Annotated in this window: 19 protein-coding genes and 1 pseudogene; 14 read left to right on the top strand and 6 right to left on the bottom strand. The window is 68.6% G+C overall.

Translation table 11 applies throughout. The features are described 5' to 3' along the window. The first annotated feature begins 37 nt into the window (after positions 1–37). Genes egtA through egtE form a run of 5 tightly spaced genes read left to right on the top strand, consistent with a single transcriptional unit; the run spans position 38 to position 5378 of the window. Positions 38–1312, top strand: a complete 1275-nt coding sequence (egtA, locus tag ACNUDN_RS25410; RefSeq protein WP_419125307.1) for an ergothioneine biosynthesis glutamate--cysteine ligase EgtA — start codon at positions 38–40, stop codon at positions 1310–1312. Further along, positions 1309–2655, top strand: coding sequence for an ergothioneine biosynthesis protein EgtB (gene egtB, locus ACNUDN_RS25405; RefSeq protein ID WP_419124469.1), 1347 nt, complete (start codon positions 1309–1311; stop codon positions 2653–2655). The genes egtA and egtB overlap by 4 nt, the downstream gene beginning before the upstream one ends. Beyond that, entirely contained in the window at positions 2648–3337 is a 690-nt protein-coding gene (gene egtC / locus ACNUDN_RS25400) for an ergothioneine biosynthesis protein EgtC (RefSeq protein WP_419124468.1), read from the top strand. Before egtB ends, egtC begins: the two co-directional genes overlap by 8 nt. After that, positions 3337–4302: an L-histidine N(alpha)-methyltransferase gene (gene egtD / locus ACNUDN_RS25395; RefSeq protein WP_419124467.1), complete on the top strand. Its 966-nt coding sequence runs from the start codon at positions 3337–3339 to the stop codon at positions 4300–4302. The genes egtC and egtD overlap by 1 nt, the downstream gene beginning before the upstream one ends. Continuing rightward, complete coding sequence (gene egtE, locus ACNUDN_RS25390; RefSeq protein ID WP_419124466.1) at positions 4299–5378, top strand: ergothioneine biosynthesis PLP-dependent enzyme EgtE; 1080 nt, start codon at positions 4299–4301, stop codon at positions 5376–5378. The genes egtD and egtE overlap by 4 nt, the downstream gene beginning before the upstream one ends. On the opposite strand, the gene ACNUDN_RS25385 is transcribed toward egtE, so the two are convergent. Together ACNUDN_RS25385 and ACNUDN_RS25380 are read right to left on the bottom strand one after the other, a co-directional pair. Continuing rightward, positions 5368–6564, bottom strand: coding sequence for a cytochrome P450 (locus tag ACNUDN_RS25385; RefSeq protein WP_419124465.1), 1197 nt, complete (start codon positions 6562–6564; stop codon positions 5368–5370). The two genes, egtE and ACNUDN_RS25385, sit on opposite strands and share 11 nt — an antisense overlap. 15 nt (positions 6565–6579) lie before the next feature. Continuing rightward, a complete protein-coding gene (locus tag ACNUDN_RS25380) occupies positions 6580–7182 on the bottom strand; it encodes a TetR family transcriptional regulator (protein ID WP_419124464.1) in 603 nt (200 codons plus the stop codon). A 294-nt stretch (positions 7183–7476) separates the two neighbouring features. Between ACNUDN_RS25380 and mdo the strand changes: the two genes are divergently transcribed. From mdo to ACNUDN_RS25350, 6 genes and pseudogenes are all read left to right on the top strand, one after another. After that, complete coding sequence (gene mdo, locus ACNUDN_RS25375; protein WP_419124463.1) at positions 7477–8769, top strand: NDMA-dependent methanol dehydrogenase; 1293 nt, start codon at positions 7477–7479, stop codon at positions 8767–8769. Between the two features lies 1 nt (position 8770). After that, positions 8771–9995 (top strand): annotated as a pseudogene (locus ACNUDN_RS25370) (AAA family ATPase). Between the two features lie 3 nt (positions 9996–9998). Continuing rightward, complete coding sequence (locus ACNUDN_RS25365; RefSeq protein WP_419124462.1) at positions 9999–11522, top strand: VWA domain-containing protein; 1524 nt, start codon at positions 9999–10001, stop codon at positions 11520–11522. A 194-nt stretch (positions 11523–11716) separates the two neighbouring features. Then, entirely contained in the window at positions 11717–12904 is a 1188-nt protein-coding gene (locus tag ACNUDN_RS25360) for an iron-containing alcohol dehydrogenase (protein ID WP_419125306.1), read from the top strand. Positions 12905–12959: 55 nt separating this feature from the next. Further along, positions 12960–14303, top strand: coding sequence for a MadS family sensor histidine kinase (locus ACNUDN_RS25355; RefSeq protein WP_419124461.1), 1344 nt, complete (start codon positions 12960–12962; stop codon positions 14301–14303). Further along, positions 14300–14938, top strand: a complete 639-nt coding sequence (locus ACNUDN_RS25350) for a MadR family response regulator transcription factor (protein ID WP_419124460.1) — start codon at positions 14300–14302, stop codon at positions 14936–14938. The genes ACNUDN_RS25355 and ACNUDN_RS25350 overlap by 4 nt, the downstream gene beginning before the upstream one ends. Here the strand turns inward: ACNUDN_RS25350 and mftM are convergent. After that, a complete protein-coding gene (gene mftM / locus ACNUDN_RS25345; RefSeq protein WP_419124459.1) occupies positions 14935–15810 on the bottom strand; it encodes a mycofactocin oligosaccharide methyltransferase MftM in 876 nt (291 codons plus the stop codon). The genes ACNUDN_RS25350 and mftM overlap by 4 nt on opposite strands. 170 nt (positions 15811–15980) lie before the next feature. Here mftM and mftD point away from each other — a divergent pair, with 170 nt between their 5' ends. Further along, on the top strand, positions 15981–17153 hold the full coding sequence (mftD, locus tag ACNUDN_RS25340; RefSeq protein ID WP_419124458.1) for a pre-mycofactocin synthase MftD: 1173 nt from the start codon (positions 15981–15983) through the stop codon (positions 17151–17153). Here mftD and ACNUDN_RS25335 read toward each other — a convergent pair. Then, positions 17150–17830: a class I SAM-dependent methyltransferase gene (locus tag ACNUDN_RS25335; protein WP_419124457.1), complete on the bottom strand. Its 681-nt coding sequence runs from the start codon at positions 17828–17830 to the stop codon at positions 17150–17152. The genes mftD and ACNUDN_RS25335 overlap by 4 nt on opposite strands. Positions 17831–17965: 135 nt before the next feature. On the opposite strand from ACNUDN_RS25335, the gene ACNUDN_RS25330 reads away from it, so the two are divergent. Beyond that, complete coding sequence (locus ACNUDN_RS25330; protein ID WP_419124456.1) at positions 17966–18526, top strand: hypothetical protein; 561 nt, start codon at positions 17966–17968, stop codon at positions 18524–18526. Then, a complete protein-coding gene (locus tag ACNUDN_RS25325) occupies positions 18523–19539 on the top strand; it encodes a PrsW family glutamic-type intramembrane protease (protein ID WP_431960868.1) in 1017 nt (338 codons plus the stop codon). The genes ACNUDN_RS25330 and ACNUDN_RS25325 overlap by 4 nt, the downstream gene beginning before the upstream one ends. Here ACNUDN_RS25325 and ACNUDN_RS25320 read toward each other — a convergent pair. Both ACNUDN_RS25320 and ACNUDN_RS25315 read right to left on the bottom strand, forming a co-directional pair. Beyond that, entirely contained in the window at positions 19530–21014 is a 1485-nt protein-coding gene (locus ACNUDN_RS25320; protein WP_419124453.1) for a glutamate-cysteine ligase family protein, read from the bottom strand. The genes ACNUDN_RS25325 and ACNUDN_RS25320 overlap by 10 nt on opposite strands. A 10-nt stretch (positions 21015–21024) precedes the next feature. Next, positions 21025–21759 carry a class I SAM-dependent methyltransferase gene (locus tag ACNUDN_RS25315; protein WP_419125305.1) on the bottom strand — a complete coding sequence of 245 codons (735 nt, stop codon included), beginning with the start codon at positions 21757–21759 and terminating at the stop codon, positions 21025–21027. Positions 21760–21779: the final 20 nt, after the last annotated feature.

The following is a 21779-nucleotide window of genomic DNA, read 5'->3' as shown; positions in this document are numbered from 1 at the left end:
AGAGACAGCGATCATTTCGATCCGGAGGGGGCGGCTGATGGCCCGCACCATGGCATCCGAGGGTGTCGCCGAACACTGCTGTGACACCTTGACCAGCGCGGAAGACGCCGCCGCGCGCATCGCCGACAGCTGTCTGACCGACGGGCCGGTGGGGCCGGTCGGGCTGGAGATCGAAGCGCACTGCTTCGACCTGAACGATCCGCTGCGCCGGCCCGGCTGGGACGAACTGACCGCGACGATCGCCGCACTGGAGCCGCTGCCCGGCGGCAGCCTGGTCACGGTCGAGCCGGGCGGGGCGGTGGAGTTGTCCGGTCCGCCGCTGGCCGCCGCACCGGACGCCGCGGCGGCCATGGCCTCCGATCGTGCGGTGCTGCGCGCCGCGTTTACGCGGGCAGGCTTCGGGATGGTGTTGCTCGGGGCCGATCCGCTCCGGCCGTCCGGCCGGGTGAATCCCGGCGCGAGGTACGCCGCCATGGAAACGTTCTTCCGCGCCAGCCGTACCGGTACCGCAGGGGCGGCGATGATGACCTCGACAGCGTCGGTCCAGGTCAACCTCGAGGCGGGACCACGCTCCGGGTGGGCCGACCGGGTGCGGCTGGCCCACGCGCTGGGGCCCACCATGGTCGCCGTCGCCGCGAACTCACCTGTCCTCGACGGCGGGTTCACCGGCTGGCAGTCGACCCGCCAGCTGGTGTGGAGCCAACTCGACGCGGCACGATGCGGCCCGATCCTCGGCGCCAGCGGCGACGATCCCGCCAGCGACTGGGCCCGTTACGCGTTGCGGGCCCCGGTGATGCTGGTCCACACTCCTGACCCCACCCCGGTCACCGAATGGGTGCCGTTCGCGGACTGGGCCGACGGGCGCGTGCTCCTCGGCGACCGCAGACCTACCCGAGCCGACCTGGACTATCACCTGACCACGTTGTTTCCGCCGGTGCGGCCCCGCGGATTTCTTGAGATCCGCTACCTCGACAGTGTTCCCGACTCCGTGTGGCCGGCCGTGGTGCACGTCGTGACCACGCTGTTGGACGATCCGGGGGCTGCGGACGCTGCGGCCGAGGCCACCGAGCCGGTGGCCACCGCGTGGGACCGGGCCGCACAACTCGGCCTGCGTGACCGCAGGTTGCAGCTGTCCGCCCTCCGGTGCGTTCGTGTCGCCGCCGACCTGGCCCCGGCCTCGCTGACGGAATCGATGGCGCGGCTCCTGCGTTCGGTGGAGCAGGGTCGCTGCCCAGCCGACGATTTCGCCGACCGCGCGGTGGCGCACGGGATCGCGGGCGCGGTCACCCGACTGGCACAAGGGGGGTCGTGACAACACGCGAAGCGCTCGCCGGCGAGCTGGCCAGGGCCAGGGGCCGCACCCTTCGGCTCGTCGATTTCGACGACGCCGAACTGCGGCGCCAGTACGACCCCCTGATGAGCCCGCTGGTCTGGGATCTGGCCCACATCGGTCAGCAGGAGGAGCTGTGGCTGCTGCGGGGCGGCAACCCGGCGCGCCCCGGCCTGCTCACCGCACAGGTCGACCAGCTCTACGACGCGTTCGTACACTCCCGCGCCAGCCGGGTCGACCTTCCGCTGCTGCCGCCGACGGACGCCCGCCGGTACTGCGCGACGGTGCGCGACAAAGTGCTCGACGCACTCGACGGGCTGCCCGACGGACACCCTGATGCGTTCACGTTCGCGATGGTCGTCAGCCATGAGAACCAGCACGACGAGACGATGCTGCAGGCGCTGAGTCTGCGGACCGGTGCGCCGCTGTTGGACCGGGGCGTCCCTCTGCCTGCGGGACGGCCCGGACTGGCCGGTACCTCGGTGCTGGTGGCGGCGGGTGAATTCGTCCTGGGCGTCGACGCCGCGGCCGAGCCGTTCGCGCTGGACAACGAACGCCCCGCCCACACCGTCGAGGTGCCCGCCTTCCGGATCGGTCGGGTACCGGTCACCAACGCGGAATGGCAGCAGTTCATCGACGACGGCGGCTACCACCAGCCTCGATGGTGGTCCGAGGCGGGCTGGGACCACCGCCGGCGGGCCGCCCTCACCGCTCCGCTGTTCTGGTCCGGGGACGGCACCCGCACCCGGTTCGGCCACGTCGAGGACATACCCGGCGACGAACCCGTCCAGCACGTCAGCTATTACGAGGCGCAGGCCTACGCGGCGTGGGCGGGAGCGCGCCTACCGACCGAGGTGGAGTGGGAGAAGGCATGTGCCTGGGATCCCGTTCTGCGCGCTCGCCGCCGCTACCCGTGGGGTGCGGCCGAACCCACCTCCGAAAGGGCCACCCTGGGCGGGGAGTCACTGCGCCCGGCGCCGGTGGGGGCTTACCCGCAGAGCGCTTCGGCGTACGGCGCCGAGCAGATGCTCGGCGACGTGTGGGAGTGGACCAGCTCGCCGCTACGGCCGTGGCCCGGTTTCGTCCCGATGGTGTACCGGCAGTACTCGGAGCCGTTTTTCGAGGGCACCGCATCGGGGGAGTACCGCGTGCTACGCGGCGGCTCGTGGGCGGTCGCTCCGGGCATCCTGCGGCCCAGCTTCCGCAATTGGGACCACCCGATCCGCAGGCAGATATTCTCCGGCGTCCGCCTTGCCTGGGACGATGTGGGGGCACCGCCCGCTTGCGGGGGACCGCTCGCGCGAAGAGTAGATGAATATGTGTAGGCACCTGGCCTGGCTCGGTACCCCTGTCGCCGTGGCGTCGTTGATGCTCGACCCGCCGTCGGGACTGCTGGTGCAGTCCTACGCGCCACGCCGGCAGAAGCACGGGCTCATGAACGCCGACGGCTGGGGTGTCGGCTTCTTCGACGGCACGGTGCCGCGGCGCTGGCGCAGTGCCGCGCCGTTGTGGGGCGATGCGTCGTTCGCGTCGGTCGCGCCGGCGTTGACCAGCGGATGCATCGTCGCCGCCGTCCGGTCGGCCAGTGTCGGCATGCCCATCGAGGCGTCGGCCTCGGCGCCGTTCACCGACGGCACCTGGTTGCTGTCACACAACGGGCTCGTCGATCGGGCGGTGCTGCCGGCTTCCCCGAACGCCGAGTCCACCAACGACAGCGCACTGCTGGCGGCGTTGATCTTCGGCCGCGGGGTCGATTACCTCGGCGACACCATCGCCGAAGTGGCTGCCGAGGATCCCAATGCCCGGCTGAACATCCTGGCCGGCAACGGTTCTCGGTTGCTGGCGACCACCTGGGGGGACACCTTGTCGGTGCTGCGCCGCGGCGACGGCGTGGTACTGGCCAGTGAACCCTACGACGACGACCCCGCCTGGCAGGAAGTCCCGGACCGCCACCTCGTCGAGGTCGACGGGGCGCACGTGCACCTGACACCGCTGAAAGGATCGTGATGACGTTCTCGCTGGAGAACTACCTGGCCGCCGACGCCGCCGATGCGGCGCTGCGCCGCGACGTCCGGAACGGCTTGACCCAACATCCGAAAACGCTTCCGCCGAAGTGGTTCTACGACTCGGTGGGCAGCGACCTGTTCGACCAGATCACCAGGCTGCCCGAGTACTACCCGACCCGCGCCGAGGCACAGATCCTGCGGAACCGCGCTTCCGAGATCGCCGAGGCGTCCGGCGCCGACACCCTGGTCGAGCTGGGCAGCGGAACGTCGGAGAAGACCCGGACGCTGCTCGACGCCCTGCGGGACCGGGGTGCGCTGCGCCGCTTCATCCCGTTCGACGTCGACGCCGGCATCCTCGAAGCTGCCGGCAGCGCCATCGAGGCCGAGTATCCCGGCGTCGAGGTCGCGGCCGTATGCGGTGATTTCGAGGAGCATCTGGGCAAGATCCCGGCAGTCGGTCGCCGACTGGTGGCCTTCCTGGGCTCGACGATCGGCAACCTGACCCCCGAACCGCGGGCCCGGTTCCTGGCATCGGTGGCCGAGTTGATGCAACCTGGGGACACCCTGCTGCTCGGTACTGATCTGGTCAAGGACACCGGCAGGCTCATCCGCGCCTACGACGACAGTGCGGGGGTCACCGCGAGGTTCAACCGCAACGTGCTGGCGGTCGTCAACCGGGAACTGGGGGCAGATTTCGACGTCGACTCGTTCGAACATGTGGCGAGGTGGAACGCCGCCGAGGAACGAATCGAGATGTGGTTGCGCGCGACCCGCGCGCAACGGGTCCACCTGGAGGCCTTGGCGCTCGACGTCGACTTCATCGAGGGTGAGCAGATCCTCACCGAGGTGTCGTGCAAATTCCGGCCGTCCGGCGTGGACCGCGAGCTGGGCGCCGCCGGGCTACGCCGGACACACTGGTGGACCGACGACGCCGGTGACTTCGGACTCTCGCTGGCGGTGAAATGACACTCGCCGACCGATGGCGCACAGCGCGACCGCCTGTTGCCGGCGTTCATGTCGACAGCGCGGCGTGTTCGCGCCAGAGCTTCACCGTCATCGAGGCCTGCGCGCAGCACGCCCGGCACGAGGCGGAGGTCGGCGGCTACGTGGCAGCCGAGGCGGCCGAGCCGGCACTCGAGGCGGGCCGCGCCGCGGTGCGGGCGCTCACCGGAATGCCGGACGCGGCAGTGAATTTCACCACCGGGTCGAATCACGCCCTCGATATCCTGCTCGGCAACTGGACGGGTGAGCGCACAATAGCCTGCCTGCCCGGCGAGTACGGCCCCAACCTGGCGATCATGGCGCGCCACGGGTTCAGCATCCAAACCCTCCCGGTCGACGAGTTCGGCCGGCTGGACGTCAACGCAGTCGGCGCTGCGCTGTCTTCGCACCAGCCTGCGCTCGTGCACTTCACCGTGCTCGGCAGCCACAGCGGGATCGTTCAACCGGTGCATGACATGGGGTCGGCGTGCCGGGGGCACGACATACCGTTGATCGTCGACGCGGCCCAGGGGTTTGCCCACCTCGACGTCGTCGGGATCGGCGCCGACGCGCTGTACTCGTCGTCGCGCAAATGGACGGCGGGCCCCCGCGGGGTGGGGGTGCTCGCCAGCCGGCCGGGCCTACTGTCGGACGACACCCGCGGCCGGCTCAACCACGCCGAGACGAATATCGGCCTGCAGGTGGGTTTCTCGGTCGCGGTGGGGGAGTATGTGGCCGCCGGTCCCGCCGCGGTGCAGGCGCGGCTGCGTGACGTGGGCGCGGCCACCCGCACCGCGCTCGCCGACGTGCCGGGGTGGCGGGTGGTCGAACACGTCGACGAGCCCAGCGCCATCACCACGCTGCAGTCCACCGACGGTCTCGACCCGCTGGAGGTGCGCGCCCGGCTGATCACCGAGCACCAGATCGTGACCACCTACGTCGGTGTGGAACGCGCGCCGCGGGAGATGAGCCACCCGGCGCTGCGGGTCTCCCCGCACGTCGACGTCACCGATGCCGACCTCGCGACCCTGGCCGGCGCGCTGGCGACCGTCACACGCTGACGGCCGCGCTCAACCGCACCGGCATCTGGCGCACGCCCGGTACCATCGTGGCCTGCATCCGCAGCACGTCACCGTCGAGCTCGACGCGGTCGAACCGGTCCAGCAATTCCTCGAACAACACGCAGGCCTCCAAGCGGGCCAGCTGTGCGCCCAGGCAGGAATGCTCGCCGCAGCCGAAAGCCAAGTGCGGGTTCGGGTTCCGGGTGATATCAAACTGCTCGGAGGTCGGGCCGAACACGTCTTCGTCACGGTTGGCCGAGCCGTAGAGCATCGTCACGTACTGGCCCGCACGGATCGAGCGGCCGCGGATCTCGACATCCCGGGTGGCGCAACGCGTCATGGTGGCGACCGGTGAGGTGTAGCGCAGCATCTCCTCGACGGCCGTCGGTACCAGATCGCGCCGTTGACGCAGCAGCTGGAACTGGTCCGGATTCTCGACGAGCGCCAAGGTGCCGAGGGCGATGAGGTTGCGTGTCGTCTCGTTGCCTGCGACCAGGAGCAGCAGACAGAATTGCAGCAGATCCTGGTCGGTCAGCCGGACCCCGTCGACCTCGGCGGCCACCAACACCGACAGCAGGTCGTCGGAGTGGCGCAGCGTGCCGTCGCGGCGGCGCGCGATCTGCGCCTCGAAGTACTGGAACAGCTCAGCCATCGCGGCGAACGTGTCCAGCTCGACGTCGGGATCGTCGAGGCCGACCGTCGCGTCCGACCAGGTGCGAAACTGCTCCCAGTCCTCGTCGGGGGCGCCGAGCAGTTCGGCGATCATCCGGGTCGGCAGCGGTGCGGCCACCTGCTCGGCGAACTCGGTGGCCGACGGATCGATCGCGTCGAGCGCGGCCCTGGCGAAAGTCCGCAGCTTCGGCTCCAGGGTGGCGACCTGCCGCCGGGTGAACCCCGAGTTGATCAGCTTGCGCAGTTGGCGGTGCCGGGGCGGGTCGGTGAAGATCAGGCTGCCTTCCATCACCGGGTTTTCGATCGCCGGGTCGGGCACCGTGATCCCCCTGGCCGACGAGAACAGCGCGGGGTTGGTTGAAACGTAACGGATGTCGTCGTACTTCAGCAGCGCCCAGAACTCGTGTTCGGCGTTCCAGCACACCGGGTCGGTGGCTCGCAGCTCCCGGTACACCGGAAACGGATCACCTGCATAGAACGCCGGCGAATGCAGCGGATTCGACAACCGCGACATGGCGGCCTCCTCTGATCATGGTGTGGGCGTGGACGTCTCGGCCTGGCAACTGCGCAACCCGGCCAGAATCACCTGCAGCCCGTGTCGGAAGACCGATTCCGCGCCGTCATCGGACGAACCGCCGATGCCGCTGCGCCGGAGGTGGTGCTCGAGCTGGACCGAGCCGAGCAGGTGGATGTAGAGCACCGCGTGTGCGGCCGCGACTTCGTCTGCGGACCAACCGGATTCGGACATGATGGCCCTGACCGTCCGGTCGACCGCGTCGGCGGCGCCGGTCAGCGGGCGCTGCTGCAACATCGCCGCGATGCCGGGGATGGCGATCAACACCTTCCACGCGTTGGTGTACAGCAACCGGGTGCGCTGCTCCCAGTCGCCGTCGGTGGGGACCTCGATGCTTTCGATCACCGACTCGGCGAGCAGGTCGAGCAGGGCGGCTTTGTCCTTGACGTGGTAGTACAGCGACGACGCCGAGGTGCCGGCCTCGGTCGCCAGCGCCCGCATCGTGACGTTCTCCACCCCGACCCGGCGCGCCAATTCGAGCAGGTGCTTGACCACGTGGTCGCGGTCCAGGGCTCCGTACGGAAGTGCTACGCGGGCTCTGCGGGTCCGTGCCAACACCGCCCCCTTCCGAACCTTGTTCGAAATCGAACGCTGTTCGGATCTAAACATCGCGGTTGGCCACGGTCAAGAGCGGCGCGTGATCCCCGCCGACGGCGACACCGGTGATCGGGGGCCGGCGCGCGCCGACACCTCGCCAACCGGGTAGGTCGGGCCCTGCCCGGTAGTCCGCAGTTGGGCTGTCCGAGGATTCGGTCTTGGCCGCGAGCTGTTCCTCAGCTCACACTCGGGGGCCTAACTTGGGGTTCGACACCGTGCTGCATCGGACAACCAGGCCCCGAAAGGACCGCGCCCATGAAGGTCGAAGATCTCCTCAAGCCCTTCCCCATCAAGGAGTTCCACCCGTTCCCACGCGCCATGATGGGACCGGGTGCGCACGAGATGGTCGGACCGGAAGCCCTCAAGATGGGTTTCAAGCGCGTCCTGTTGATGAGCTCCGGCCTGCGCGGCACCGACATCGTGCACAACATGGCAGAGTCGTTGAAGTGGCACGGTCTCGACGTCGTGGTCTACGACCAGGTCGAGTCCAATCCCAAGGACTACAACGTCATGGACGCGGTGAAGCTCTACCAGGAGAACGAGTGTGACAGCTTCGTCTCCATCGGTGGCGGCTCCACGCACGATGCGTGCAAGGGTGCCCGGATCTCGATCGCCCACGATGGGCGCAACGTCAACGACTTCGAGGGTTTCAACAAGAGTGAGAACCCGAAGAACCCGCCCCACATCGCCATCTCGACGACTGCGGGCACCGGTTCGGAGACCTCCTGGGCCTACGTCATCACCGACACCACCACCGATCCGGACAACCCGCACAAGTACGTCGCCTTCGACGACGCGTCGGTGGCCACGCTGGCCGTCGACGATCCGGTGCTCTACTACCAGTGCCCGATCGACTACACCGCCCAGTGCGGGTTCGACGTGCTTGCCCATGCATCGGAGCCCTACGTCTCGCGTCTGAACTTCGAACCGTCGCTGGGCAATGCGATCCGCGCGATCAAGTTGACCGCCGAGAACCTGCGCGAAGCCACCTGGAACGGAACCGATCTCAAAGGGCGCGAGGGCATGATGTACGCCCAGTACATCGCCGCGCAGGCGTTCAACTCCGGCGGTCTGGGCATCATCCACTCCATCTCGCACGCGGTCAGCGCGTTCTACGACACCCACCACGGCCTGAACAACGCGATCGCGCTGCCCCGGGTGTGGGCGTTCAACATGCCGGTGGCCTACAAGCGGTTCGCCGACATCGCCCAGGCCATGGGTGTGGACACCTACGGCATGACCGACGTTCAGGCCGCCGACGCCGCGCTGGCGGCGGCGATCCGGCTGCTGCGCGACGTGAACATCATCGAGCGGTTCGTCGACGTCAAGCAGGACAGCTACTCCAAGAACCGGTTGGGCCAGGGCCCGACCAAGTTCTACGAGAACGCACCGGTGATCAAGGGTGACAAGGCCGACGTCGACCGCATCACCAACCACGTCCTCGGCGACGCCTGCACCCCCGGTAACGCCAAGGAATGCACGTTCGACACCGTCCGACCGGTGGTCGAGCACTGCATGAACGGCGATCTCGACGAGCTGCTGCCCTGACATGCTCTCTTCCGTAGCGGAGGTCCGTGAGGCGCTCGCCGGGCAGGGTTACATCGCCGACGAGCATCTCGCCACCACCGTCTTCCTGCAGACCCGGCTGGACAAACCCCTGCTCATCGAAGGTCCGGGCCGGGGTCGGCAAGACCGAGCTGGCCAAGGTCCTCGCCGCCGCCACCGGGCGCCGACTGCTGCGGCTGCAGTGCTACGAGGGACAGGACGAAACCAAGGCGCTCTACGAGTGGGACTACGGCAAACAGCTGCTCTACACCCAGATCCTGCGGGAGAAGATCGGCCAGCTGGTGGCCGACGCGGCCGACCTGGCCGAGGCCGTCGACCGGATCGGGGCGCAGGAGAGTGTGTTCTTCTCCGACCGGTTCCTCGCGCCCCGCCCGCTGCTGGAGGCGGTGCGTTCCGAAGAGCCGGTGGTGTTGCTGATCGACGAGATCGACCGGGCTGACGAGGCGCTGGAAGCGGTCCTGCTGGAATTGCTCGGGGAGTATCAGGTGTCGGTGCCCGAGATCGGGACGTTCCGCGCCGTGCACGCGCCGTATGTGATCCTGACGTCGAACAACACCCGGGATCTGGCGGCCGCGCTGAAGCGGCGCTGTCTGCACCTGTTCCTGGACTACCCGGCCGCCGAGCGCGAACTGGAGATCGTTCGGTCCAAGAACACCGGACTGTCCGACGCGCTGGCCGCCCAGCTCGTCGACGTCGTCCGGGGACTGCGGGAGCTGGAACTGCGCAAGGCGCCCAGCATCTCCGAGACGATCGACTGGGCCCGCACGCTGGCGGTGCTCGGGGTGGACGAGCTCAGTGCCCGGGTGCTCGCCGACACGGTCTCGGTGGTGGTCAAATACGACAAGGACGTCCGTCGGTCACTCGATGCGCTGCCGCGCCTGGTGGACCCGAATGCGACTGTGCCCGAACCGCATTCGCACGGCCACGGGAACCACGACCACAATCACGGTCGTGGCCATCGCCACAGTCATGACGGTGGCCACGACCACGGTGGCGACCACGGCCACGGTGCCGATCACGACCACGGCGGCGACCACGGACACGGCGGCGACCACGGACACGGCGGCGACCACGATGACGAGGGGGCCGGCGCGGACGGGCGCGCTGTCCGTGCCGCCAAAGATCGACCCGGCCGCTTCACCGACGGCTATTACGGCACCCCGAAGAAATCCGAGACCGCGGCGCTGGGCCGGCGACGGGCGCTGTAGCTCATGGAGGCGACCCTGCACCGGTTCGTCAGGTTGCTTCGCCTCGGCGGGGTACGCGTCTCGATCCCCGAGGCGCTCGACGCGATGCGATGTGCAGGGCAGCCCGGGGTGTTGTCCTCCCGGGCTGTCCTGCGCACCGCACTGCGCGTGGCGTTGGTCAAAGACCAGCGCGACGAACCCGTCTTCGACGAGATCTTCGACGCGTTCTTCGCTCTGGTGCGCGTCGGCGGAGACGGCGACGACGCTCATGGTCATTCCCACGCCCACGACGATCTGGTCGACACCGGAGAGCTGGAGTCGTTCACCCTTTCCGAAGAGCCCAGCGAGACACCGCAACCGGGGCACGAGCACGGCAAGCCGGCCAGCATCCGGGACTACTTCAAACAGGAGGACCTGGCGCAGCGGTACAACCTGCACCAGGAAGCCAACAAGATCGACCTCGCGGCATTGACCGACGAGATCGCGTTCTCCAAGGACAGCCGCACCGGCGCCGACGACTCCTACCGGATCCAGCTGTCCACCGACCGTCTCGGGGGTGCGGGTGTCGCCGGTGACCTGGCCACAGCGGGTGGCACCCCGGTCGACGCCGAGCTGACCATCGCCGAACAGGAGGTGCTGCTGGGCTGGTTGGAGGATGAATTAGGTTCCGACGGAGATGAATTCGACGCCGCCGCGCTGCGCAACCGACTGGCTGGTGTGCTGGAGAATCTGCCGCAGGCGCTGAAACGGCATCTGGAGGCGTTGCTGTCGCTGGAGACCAAGATCGTCGAAAGCCGGGAACGGCGCGAAGCCCGCGTCGACCGGATCGGGGAGCGTGAACGCGCCGAGCTCGAAGATTCGCTGCGCCGATTGGCGCGGACCTTGCACGGTGCGCTGACCCACCGCCGTCGTACGTCCGCCGCCGGCCGCGTCGACCCCGGTCAGACCATGCGCCGCAACATGCGTTTCGACGGGGTGCCGTTCATGCCCGTCACGGTGCGTCGGGCCGAGGACCGACCCCGGCTGGTGGTGCTGGCCGACGTCAGCCTGTCGGTGCGGGCCACCTCGCGGTTCACGCTGAACTTGGTGCACGGGTTGCAGGATCTGTTCACCCAGGTGCGGTCGTTCGTGTTCGTCGCCGACGTCGCCGAGACCACCGAACTGTTCCGCGACCATCCCAGTGAGACGGCGCTGGGCCTGATCTTCGGTGGCGACGTCGTCGACACCGCCGCCAACTCCGACTACGGCAGCGTGTTCGGCGAATTCCTGGCCGAACACTCCTCGGCGGTGACCCGTCGCACCACGGTCCTGGTGCTCGGCGATGGCCGCAACAACGCGCAGGACCCCAACCTGGCCGCCTTCGAGGAGATCACCCGCCGCGCCCGGGAGACCGTGTGGTTGACCCCGGAGCCGCGGTTCTCGTGGGGGCTCGGCAGCTGTGATCTCCCGCGCTACGCCGAGTTCTGCGACCGGGTGCGGGTGGTGCGCGACCTGACCGGCCTGGAGAGCGCGGCACACGACTTCGCCGCCGAAGCGGTCGGACGCTGATGCTCACGGGTCGCCGGAATTGCCTCCCGCGCACGGATGACGCACCTTCGACCCGGCGGAACGCGATTTCGGCGGGCTTGGGTCGTACGCTGGATCGCACGATGTTATCCGGGTCACATTGGGTGCGCCCGGCACGGCCCGGACGAGGCGAGACGGTGGCGAAAGTGGACACAGCGGGGGCGCGTTATCCCGCGCTGACTGCCGAGCATGACCGCGGCTGCGCGGCGGCGCCGCCCCGGCTGCTGAAGTTCCACGCCCCGGAGATCGTGTTCGGTCTCGACTCCATGGTGGAGGCAGCCCACGCCGCGGTGCGCCTCGGCGCCCAGCGGCCGATGCTCGTCACCGATCCCGGCCTGATCGAGGCGGGCTGGTCCGAAGAGATGACCGCCCACCTGGTCGAACAAGGTGTGCGGGTGCAGTCGTGGAGCGAGCTGACGCCGAATCCGAAGGACCACGAGATCGCGGCCGGATTCCAGAAGTACGCCGAATACGGCTGCGATGTGATCGTCGCCGTCGGCGGTGGATCGGTGATCGACGCCGCCAAAGGGGTCGCGATCCTGGCCGCCAACGGCGGCGACATTCTGGATTACGAAGGTGTCGACAAGGCTCAGATGCCGATCCCGCCGCTGGTCGTGGTGCCCTCCACCTCGGGTACCGGGGCCGACGTGTCGCAGTTCTGCATCGTCACCGACACCACCCGCAACACCAAGGTGACCATTCTGGGGCGCGCGCTGGTGCCCGACGTCACCGTCATCGACCCGCGCCTGCTCACGACCATGCCGGAGTGGCTGAACGCGGCGACCGGTCTGGACGCGCTCACCCACGGTGTGGAGGCGTTCGTGTCGCTCGGACACAACCAGCTCACCGACCACCACGCCCTGCGTGCGGTGCAGATGGTGACCGACAACCTGCTGCCGACCATCGAGCGACCCGCCGAGATGCCCGCCCGGGTGTTGATGGCCCAGGCTGCCCTGGAGGCGGGGCTGGCTTTCACCAACGCGATACTCGGCGCGGCGCACGCGATGAGCCACCAGGTGGGCGGGCTGCTCGATCTGCCGCACGGTGTCATCAACGGTGTGCTGCTGCCGCACGTGATCCGGTTCAACGCCGAAGCGGACCCGGAACCCTACAAGGTCATCGCCGGCTGCCTCGGCGTGTCCGATCCCCGGGCACCTGCCGCCGAGGCGGCGCTGGCTCTGGCCGACCGCATCGACCGGTTCGCCCGCGACGTCGGGGTCCCCCGCGGACTGGCCGAACTCGGGGTCAGCGAGGACGATCTGCCGCGGCTGGCCAAGACCGCACTGCAGGACGCGTGCATGAGCACCAATCCGCGCGGCGCCGACGAGGCCCAGATGCTCGCGCTGTTCCGGGCGGCCCTGTGAGACCGGCATCGGTGCCGGCGCCGCCTGCGCTACCGGCACCTGTACGGCGGGCACCGTGACCGCCGCCGACGCCAGGACGCCGGACCTGGCCCGACTGACCGGTCTGCGGTCCGGTAAAGGCCGGTTCTATCCCGAATTACGGGTCACCGCACAGCGGTTGGACCGTGTCATCGCCGCACTGGACACCATTTCGCGGGCGCTGGTGCAGACCATCGAAGGTCCGGCGAACCTGGTGCGCGCCGTCGCCGAAGCTGCGCGAACCACCCTGGATGCCGACTGGGTGCTGCTGGCGCTGGCCGACGGTGCGCTACCGGAAGCCACGGTGCGGCATCTGATCCTGGATTCCGACGGTGTCGCCTACGCCTTCGAGGGGCTCTCAGGTGCGCGGGACCCGGGACAAGCGTTACCGGACGCGGTGCTCAACCGGCTCAACGACATCCTGCGCGGGCAGCTGGCGCAGTTCCGGCTGCCGGTGATGGAGACGCAGCACGCACACGTTCCGATCGAACTCGACGGTGAGGTGATCGGGGCGTTCGCGGCATGGACGTCGCAGCATCGTGCCCTCGACGAGACCGACGGCATGGTGATGCGGATCCTGGCAGGCCAGACGGCCGTCGCGCTGCAAAACTCGGCGCTGTTCACCAAATCGGTGACACTGCTGGCGCAGTCCGAAGCCCGCAACGCCGAGCTGCTGGCCACCCAACGTGAACTCGGTGCGGCCCAACGGCATCAGGTGCTCGACTCCGAGCGTCACCGCATCGCCCGCGAGTTGCACGACAGCGTCGCACAGACGGTGCTGTCGGCCGGTATGCAGATCGAGGTGTGCCGCAGCGAAATCGATGCTGCGGGCCGGAGCCGGGAATTGGTGGAGCGGTTGGATCTCGCCAAGGGGCTGACCCGATCGGCGACCGAACAGCTACGATCGGCGATCTACGCGCTCGACCAGCCTGCCGAGGCGTACCGTTCCGGTCTGGTCGAGATGCTCCAGCAGCTGGCCACCGTCCACATGCCCGAAGATCTGCGGGTCAGCCTGCGCGTGGCAGGCGGCGCCGCGGAGTTGCCCAGCGACACCGAACACGCACTGTTGCGCATCGCCGGCGAGGCCCTGTTCAACACCGCCATGCACGGCAACGCGACCCGCGCGATCGTGCGGCTGACCTACCGCGACGACGCGGTCACCCTCTCGATCGCCGACGACGGCACCGGGGACCCGGCGAAGCTGCGACTGATGCTGAGGATGGCCGAGGCCGCCGACGTCGACGGACACCACCGCGGCCTGGCGAACATGCGGGCGCGGGCCCGCGAACAGGGCGGCACCTTCGACGTGTTCCGCTCCCGGATCGGCGGGGTCCGGGTGGTGGCCCGGATACCGCGTGCGTCAGAAAGCGTGAACACATGACACCCATCAAGCTGGTGCTGGTCGACGACCACGCTATTCTGCGCCAGGGGCTGCGGTCGGTGCTCGAACGCGCCGACGACCTCGTCGTGGTCGGGGAGGCGGCCTCGGAGGGCGAGGCCGAAGCGGTGGTACGCGCCACCGGTCCCGATGTGGTGCTGTTGGACCTCAAGCTGTCTGCCGGCTCGGAGTTCGAGGGGTTGGCCCTGTGCGCCAAACTGTCTGCGGCATACCCGAATCTGGGTCTGCTGGTGTTGACCACATTCCTCGACGAGGATCTGGTGGTCCGCGCGGTGCATGCCGGAGCCCGCGGTTATGTGGTCAAGGATGTCGATACCACCGAGTTGGTCCGCGCGATCCGGGCGATCTCGGCCGGCGACAGCGCATTCGACTCGCGCAGCGCCGCCGCGGTGGTGCGATCCCTGTCGGGTCGGGTGGAGCCGCGGGCGCAGCTCACCGACCGCGAGGTGGAGGTGTTGCGACTGTTGGCGGCGGGACTGTCCAACAACAAGATCGGTGAGAAGCTCTACATCTCGGCGACCACTGCCAAGTTCCACGTGAGCAACATCATGCGCAAGCTTGAGGTGAGCAGACGCGCCGAGGCGGTGTATGCCGCGAGCAAGCGCGGACTGATCTAGCGGTCCAGAATCAGCCAGCCACCGTGGAATTCGTGCACGTCGACGGTGAGCCCGCGATGGCGTCGCACCATGTCGTCGGCGATGCGTCGGAGTCCCGGGAGGTCGAAACCCTGTAAATGGCCGTAACATTGGCGGGGCTCATCTTCGAACGGTACGGCGATGACGACCCGTCGGCGGGTCAGGCGCACGGCTTCGTCGAGCACGGCGGTCGCGGCGCCGGGCGGTAGATGTTCGATCAGGTGCAGTGCGGTCACCGTATCGGCGCTACCGTCCGGCAGCGGCACGGCAGAGGCGTCGCAGGTCATCGTGGTCAGCGGTCGGTGCAGTCGGGCGCCGGCCTGCTCCAACAACCCCATCACGTTCGCACTCAGATCCGTCGCCGTCACGCCGATCCCATCCCGGGCCAATCGCAGCGGAAAGAACCCGAAGCACGAGCCCAGGTCGAGGACGGTGTTCCCTCGCACCTGTGCGGCGGCATGCGCGTGGATCGGCGCGAACGGTGTGGCGCCGCGCTCGAGCCGGTCCAGCGAATTGCGGTAGAAGCACAGCCAGGCGGCCGAGCCGCCGTCGACGGTGGAGCGCACGACCCCGGTGAACACCGTCTCGAACTCGGATTGGCCGCGCAGCGCACCGGTGTCGACCAGCTGTTCGGCCAGCCACACCGCGAGTTCGTCGCACAGTTCCTCGGGGGCGAGGTCGTGTTCCACCGTCAGCAGATCGCGCTGCCGCTGGACGCAGAACCGCGGCGTACAGAAGGTGTCGACTCCGAGGTGTGTCCGGTGCGGTCCGCGTCGGCGACGTACCCGCACCCCGTCAGTGCTCCACGTGCCACTCGGAGCCGGAGCGAGCGGATTCAGAACTGCGGCGGTCATATCCGACAACGCTATTGATCCGGGTGGGTGCTGCGCGCGCACCGACCGGGCGAAGATTCCGGCCCGTCCGGATGGGTAGGTGACTGCCCGGTCGGCGGGTTCGCATTCGGCGGCGGTGCCTTAGCGTTCGTGGCGAACGCCGTCGCACCGCACCCAGAGGAGACGACGCCATGGCTGAAACCGGATGGTTCGAAACCGTCGCCGAGGCGCAGCGACGTGCCCGAAAGCGACTGCCGCCCAGCGTTTACAGCGCGCTGGTCGCGGGATCGGAGAAGGGGGTCAGCGTCGGCGACAATCTGTCCGCGTTCGCCGAGCTGGGCTTCGCGCCGCATGTGGCCGGACTGTCGGCCAAACGCGACCAGGCCACCACCGTGATGGGGCAGGCGATCTCGATGCCGGTGCTGATCTCGCCGACCGGGGTCCAGGCGGTGCACCCCGATGGTGAGGTTGCAGTGGCCCGCGCCGCGGCTGCCCGCGGCACCGCGATCGGTCTGTCGTCTTTTGCCAGCAAACCGGTCGAAGAGGTCACCGCGGCGAATCCGCAGACCTTCTTCCAGATGTACTGGACCGGCAGTCGCGAACAGTTGTGCGGGCGGATGGAACGGGCCCGCAGTGCCGGCGCGGTCGGGTTGATCGTGACCACCGACTGGTCGTTCTCCAACGGCCGGGACTGGGGCAGCCCGGCCATCCCGGAGAAGATGGACCTCAAGGCCATGCTGCGCTTTGCGCCCGAAGGGATCCGCAGGCCCCGTTGGCTTTTCGAGTTCGCCAAGACCGGCCGGGTGCCGGATCTGACCGCCCCGAATCTGGCCGACGGCGGCGCGGCACCGACCTTCTTCGGCGCTTACGGTGAGTGGATGCAGACCCCGCTGCCGACGTGGCAGGACATCGCGTGGCTGCGCCAGCAGTGGGGCGGGCCGTTCATGCTCAAAGGTGTGATGCGCGTCGACGACGCTCGCCGTGCCGTCGACGCCGGGGTCTCCGCGATCTCGGTCTCCAACCACGGCGGCAACAATCTCGACGGTACCCCGGCGCCGATCCGGGCGTTGCCGGCGATCGCGGAGGCCGTAGGCGACCAGATCGAGATCGTGCTCGACGGTGGAATCCGGCGCGGCAGCGACGTCGTCAAGGCCGTCGCACTGGGCGCCCGTGCCGTGATGATCGGCCGCGCCTATCTGTGGGGCCTGGCCGCCGGCGGACAGGCCGGAGTCGAGAATGTGCTCGACATCCTGCGCGGGGGGATCGACTCGGCGCTGCTGGGCCTCGGGCTTTCCTCGATCCGGGAACTGAGTCCAGCCGACCTGGTGATCCCGGCCGGATACCGGCGGGACCTCGGCGTCTAATCCTTGTGGGCCGAGAGCAGAAACGCCTTCATCCGTAGCCGGCCTTTGTCATCGAGCAGCTCGGCCGGCGGCATCGCCATACCGGGCATGCCGGCCACCGCCATGGTGGAGTGGATCGCGGCCGGGCGGATGTCATCGACTGTCCAGTACCGGGAAACAGTCTCCCGCAGTTCGTCTTCGGTCACCACGTTGGGACCGCCCTCCATCCCGGGCGGGAACGCTCCCGTGGCGAACACGAGGACGAAGAAGCCCGCCCCGGGGGCGGCGGCCCGGTGCACCGCCTGCAGGTATGAGTCGCGCGACTGGACCGGCAGTGAATGGAACAGCGTACTGTCGACCACCGTGGCGAACCGGTCCTCGAATCCGGCGAGCTCGGTGATGTCGGCGGCGACGAACGTCGTCCGCTCCGCCACCCCACGCTCGGCGGCGGCGGCGGTGGTGGCGGCGGCCACGGCGGTCGGGCTGATGTCGATGCCCGTCACGGTGTAACCGTCGGCGGCCAGTGCCAAAGACAGCTCGGCATGCCCACAGCCCGCGTCGAGTACTTCGCTGCGGAACTTGCCGGCTCGCCACAGGGCGGCGAGCTCGGGTTGCGGTTCCCCGATGTTCCACGGCGGCTCGCCCTCGAACTCGCCGCCACCGCGGTATGCGCTGTCCCAGTCCATGACGTCGGCCATGGGTGCGACGGTACCCGCGGCGGCCCGCGACGCGGGCAGGTGGTTGCCCGAGCAATCAAAGCCATGCGCCCGACGCGGTGTTAGCCTGCTGGGCATTGCCGGCAAGTGCGCACGGGGGAGGGCGGGCCGCAATAGATGTCGACTCACGATGAGCCAGTGGTCGGTCGCCGCAGGCTGACCGGCTGGCGCCCGGCGCTGGCGCTGATCGCCGGGATGTTAGCTGTGCCGCTGTTCCCGGCTTTCCTGCAACTGGGATCCGACGATGATTCTCCGCAGTCGGCCGGCGCGCCGGTGGAACTGGCAACGGAGTCAGGCGTGATCCTCACCGCCGTCCCGCCCGACGGATGGGATGTCGACTCGGTGGCCGGAGGGGTGGTGTGGCGGTCCGGCGACGCCTTCGTGCGGATCGAAGCGCACGACCTCGGCGGGCGCGATATGGACACGGTGGGACAGCGACTGATGCGGATGGACAGGGTGCGCGGGTTCTCCCCCGCGTTCGACGGCGGGCGAGCGGCCTCCGGTGACGGCCGCCTCACGGGCGCGACCTGCGTGGTCACATCGACAGGGCACTCCGGCACCTGCGCGGTGATCGGGGACGACGACGTCGTCGTGCTGGCCCAGACACTCGGGGCACCCGAATCTCCCGCGCTCCCGTTGCAGGATGTCCTGGATGCGATCGGCAGGAACGACCGGTGAGCTCACTTCCCCTGCGGCCCGAGGTGGTCTACCGGCCTTACTCCGCGGTGTACTGGGTATGGGTGGGGGCCTTGGTGATCGGTACCTGGCTGCTCCTGGCCGGCTCCGGGGCGGCGTTCGCCGAAACCAGGCAGACGCACATCGCGCTGGGGCCGATCTGGGTCGCGTTCATGGTGTTTCTGGTGTGGGTGATGACCCGCTTCGACCCATTCCGGGCTGCGGTGCGGTATCCGCAGATGCTGCTGGCGGGCACGGCGCTCGGCGGCACCGTCGCCGTGGCGATGGCCGCGTCGGCCAACAGCACTCTCGAACAGGTGTGGGCTTCGGTTCTCGACCCGGTCACCCTGTCACGGTGGGCGCCGGCCCTGACGGCGCCGTTGGTCGAAGAGTCCGCGAAATTGAGTTGTGCGGCAGTGATTGTGGTTCTCTGCGCTGCAGTGTGCACTCGGATCAGTCACGCGCTGCTCGTCGGCATGTTCGTCGGATTCGGTTTCGATGTGATGGAGGACCTGACCTACGCCACCCGGGGTGCGCTGACCAGCCTCGACTCCGACCTCGCCGGCGCGGCCGGACAGCTCGTCGTCCGCACCGTCACCTCGATCCCGTCGCACTGGGCATTCACCGGGCTGACCACAGTGGGCCTGCTGGTGTTACTCCCGACCTACAGCAACCCGGGTCACTGGAGCCGAACCCGGCGTCTGCTGACGGCGACCGGGCTGTTGCTGGCGGGGCCGCTGATGCACTTCGTCTGGAACGCACCGGCTCCCGAGTCCGGTGCTGTCATGATCGCCAAGATGACGTTCAATCTCGTCTTGTTCCTGACCGTGGCCGTCCTGCTGTTGCGCGAGGAACGTCGCTGGGTGATCAGCCACGGCGACAAGGCGATCCGCGCGGGCTTCGCGCCAGACCTGGTCGCCTCGCTTCCGCGCTGGCGGACCCGCCGCCGGATATCAGGCAGGCGAAAGGACGTGCGCAGACGGCAACGCGCCGCGCTGGCAGCGATTCAGGCCTGACCGGGCAGCTCCCAGGTGTGCACCGGATCGTTGGAGTGCATGCGTTCGCAGTACAGCCGCAGCATCTCGGCCAGGGCCCGGGGCCGGCTCAATCCGCGGTCCTGCAGAGCGGCCACCGCAGCGGTCTGCCACGCCGCCCCGTTACGTCCGGTTTTCGCCCGGCCCTCGATCACTCCCAGGTAGCGGTCCCGTACCTCCGCGGACACCTCCCAGCGGCGCAGCCCTTCGTCGGCCATCGGCAGCAGCTGTCGCAGCACCAGTTCGTCGGGGGTCACCTCACCCACCCCGGGCCAGTACAACCGCGCGTCCATGCCGTGTTGGGCCGCGGACACGAAATTGGCTTCGGCAGCGGCGAAACTCATCTTGGTCCACAGTGGCCGATCCTCTTCGGACAGGGACCGCAGCACGCCGTAGTAGAACGCGGAGTTGGCCATCATGTCGACCACCGTGGGACCCGCCGGCAGCACCCGGTTCTCCACTCGCAGGTGGGGGCGGCCGTTCACGATGTCGTATACCGGTCGATTCCACCGGTAGATGGTGCCGTTGTGCAGCCGCAACTCGGAGAGCCGTGGCGTGCGACCGGCGGCCAGCTCGGCGACGGGGTCCTCCTCGGAGAGCTCCGGCAGCAGCGACGGGAAGTAGCGCACGTTCTCCTCGAACAGGTCGAAGATCGACGTGATCCAGCGTTCCCCGAACCAGACCCGCGGTCGCACCCCCTGGGTCTTCAGCTCGTCGGGCCGGGTGTCGGTGGCCTGGGTGAACAGCTCGATGCGGGTCTCCGACCACAGGTGGTGGCCGAAGAAGTACGGCGAGTTGGCGCCCAGCGCCAGCTGAGGGCCGGCCAGCACCTGGGCGGCGTTCCAATTGTCGGCGAAGTCGGCGGGGGAGACCTGGAGATGCAATTGCATACTGGTGCAGGCTGATTCGGGGGCAATGGAGGCCGCCTGCAGGCTCAGACGCTCGGGACCGGCGATGTCGATCACGATGTCCTCGCCGCGCGCGGTGAAGATCGAATCGTTGAGGGCCTGGTAGCGCATGGACTCGCTCATCCAGCTGCCGGTCAGGTGCTCGGGCATCAGGGTGGGCAGGATCCCGATCATCACGATGTGGGAGCCGTCGGCATTGGCCTTGGCCTCGGCTGCGTTCAGGCTCGCCCGCACTTCGTCTTCGAGCTCGAGTGCGGCGCGGCCCGGCAGCCGCCGCGGCGGCACATTGAACTCGATGTTGTAGGCGCCGAGCTCGGTCTGATAGGCGGGGTCGGCGATGGCCTCCAGCACGTCGGAGTTGTTCATATCGGGTTGGTAGTCGGCGTCGACCAGATTGCACTCGATCTCCATGCCGGTCAGCGGCTTCTCGAAGTCGAAGCTGGACTGGGCCAGCATGGTCTCGAACACGTCGAGGCACAGCTGAACCTTGCGCCGGTACTCGCGGCGATGTGCACGGCTGAACTCGGCCTGTTTGACTTCCTCACCCACGCTGGCGAGCCTATCGGCGGGTGGCCACCGCGACCTGAGGACTGAGCAACCCGCCGCGCAATTCGATGTTCACCGGCGGTTCGGCGGCCTCGGCCAGCGCGCGCAGCGCCGACGGGCTGTAGGAACGCAGCGAGCTGATCAGGCCGTCGTGGACGAAAGGCACCACCGGCGCCCAGGGCAGCATCGTGGCCAGCCGCAGCAGATGGAGCGGCGCGGGCGGTCGGGGCAGGTCGATGATCACGAGTTTGTCGGCAACGCGGGTGCCCTGGGCGATGACCCGGGCGGCGGCATCCGGCGGCAGATGATGGAAGGACAACGCGAACACCGCCACGTCGAACTCGCCGTCGGCGGCGTCGGGCGCCGTCGCATCCATTCGTCGCACCGTGGCGCGCGGATGAGTGCCGAGATCACCGGCGGCGATCGCGTCGACCGAGGCCGGTTCGAGGTCGGTGACGGTCAGACGCGCGCTCGGATGCCATTCCAGCAGCTTGCGGGACAGCGCGCCGTGCCCGGCCCCCAGTTCCAGGATGTGCGGATCGGCGACGTCGGCGACCTCGTCGAGCACGATCTTGGCGAACTTCTCGTGATTGCCGAACACCTCGCCGGTCCAGTTCAGCGCCCGGATCACACTGCGCTTACGGGCCTCCAGCTCGGGGTCTGCGGCGGAGTCGCGGTCCAGGTACTCCGGTCGGTCGGTCTCCAGCAGACGATCCAGGCAGGACGCGTCGGGGCCACCGCGCGGCATCGCCGCGATATCGCGTGATG

The organism is Mycobacterium sp. smrl_JER01 (genome assembly GCF_048513595.2).
GTDB lineage: Bacteria > Actinomycetota > Actinomycetes > Mycobacteriales > Mycobacteriaceae > Mycobacterium.
Note: the sequence above shows the minus strand (reverse complement) of the source record. Positions and strands in the feature narration are given on the sequence as shown.

Excerpts from the sequence above, each read along its gene's own strand:
- egtE (WP_419124466.1), top strand. The coding sequence starts at position 4,299 with ATGACACTCGCCGACCGATGGCGCACAGCGCGACCGCCTGTTGCCGGC.
- egtA (WP_419125307.1), top strand. The coding sequence starts at position 38 with ATGGCCCGCACCATGGCATCCGAGGGTGTCGCCGAACACTGCTGTGAC.
- egtC (WP_419124468.1), top strand. The coding sequence starts at position 2,648 with ATGTGTAGGCACCTGGCCTGGCTCGGTACCCCTGTCGCCGTGGCGTCG.
- ACNUDN_RS25335 (WP_419124457.1), bottom strand. The coding sequence starts at position 17,830 with ATGGCCGACGTCATGGACTGGGACAGCGCATACCGCGGTGGCGGCGAG.
- ACNUDN_RS25365 (WP_419124462.1), top strand. The coding sequence starts at position 9,999 with ATGGAGGCGACCCTGCACCGGTTCGTCAGGTTGCTTCGCCTCGGCGGG.
- mftD (WP_419124458.1), top strand. The coding sequence starts at position 15,981 with ATGGCTGAAACCGGATGGTTCGAAACCGTCGCCGAGGCGCAGCGACGT.
- ACNUDN_RS25315 (WP_419125305.1), bottom strand. The coding sequence starts at position 21,759 with ATGCCGCGCGGTGGCCCCGACGCGTCCTGCCTGGATCGTCTGCTGGAG.
- ACNUDN_RS25350 (WP_419124460.1), top strand. The coding sequence starts at position 14,300 with ATGACACCCATCAAGCTGGTGCTGGTCGACGACCACGCTATTCTGCGC.
- ACNUDN_RS25385 (WP_419124465.1), bottom strand. The coding sequence starts at position 6,564 with ATGTCGCGGTTGTCGAATCCGCTGCATTCGCCGGCGTTCTATGCAGGT.
- mdo (WP_419124463.1), top strand. The coding sequence starts at position 7,477 with ATGAAGGTCGAAGATCTCCTCAAGCCCTTCCCCATCAAGGAGTTCCAC.
- ACNUDN_RS25330 (WP_419124456.1), top strand. The coding sequence starts at position 17,966 with ATGTCGACTCACGATGAGCCAGTGGTCGGTCGCCGCAGGCTGACCGGC.
- mftM (WP_419124459.1), bottom strand. The coding sequence starts at position 15,810 with ATGACCGCCGCAGTTCTGAATCCGCTCGCTCCGGCTCCGAGTGGCACG.
- egtD (WP_419124467.1), top strand. The coding sequence starts at position 3,337 with ATGACGTTCTCGCTGGAGAACTACCTGGCCGCCGACGCCGCCGATGCG.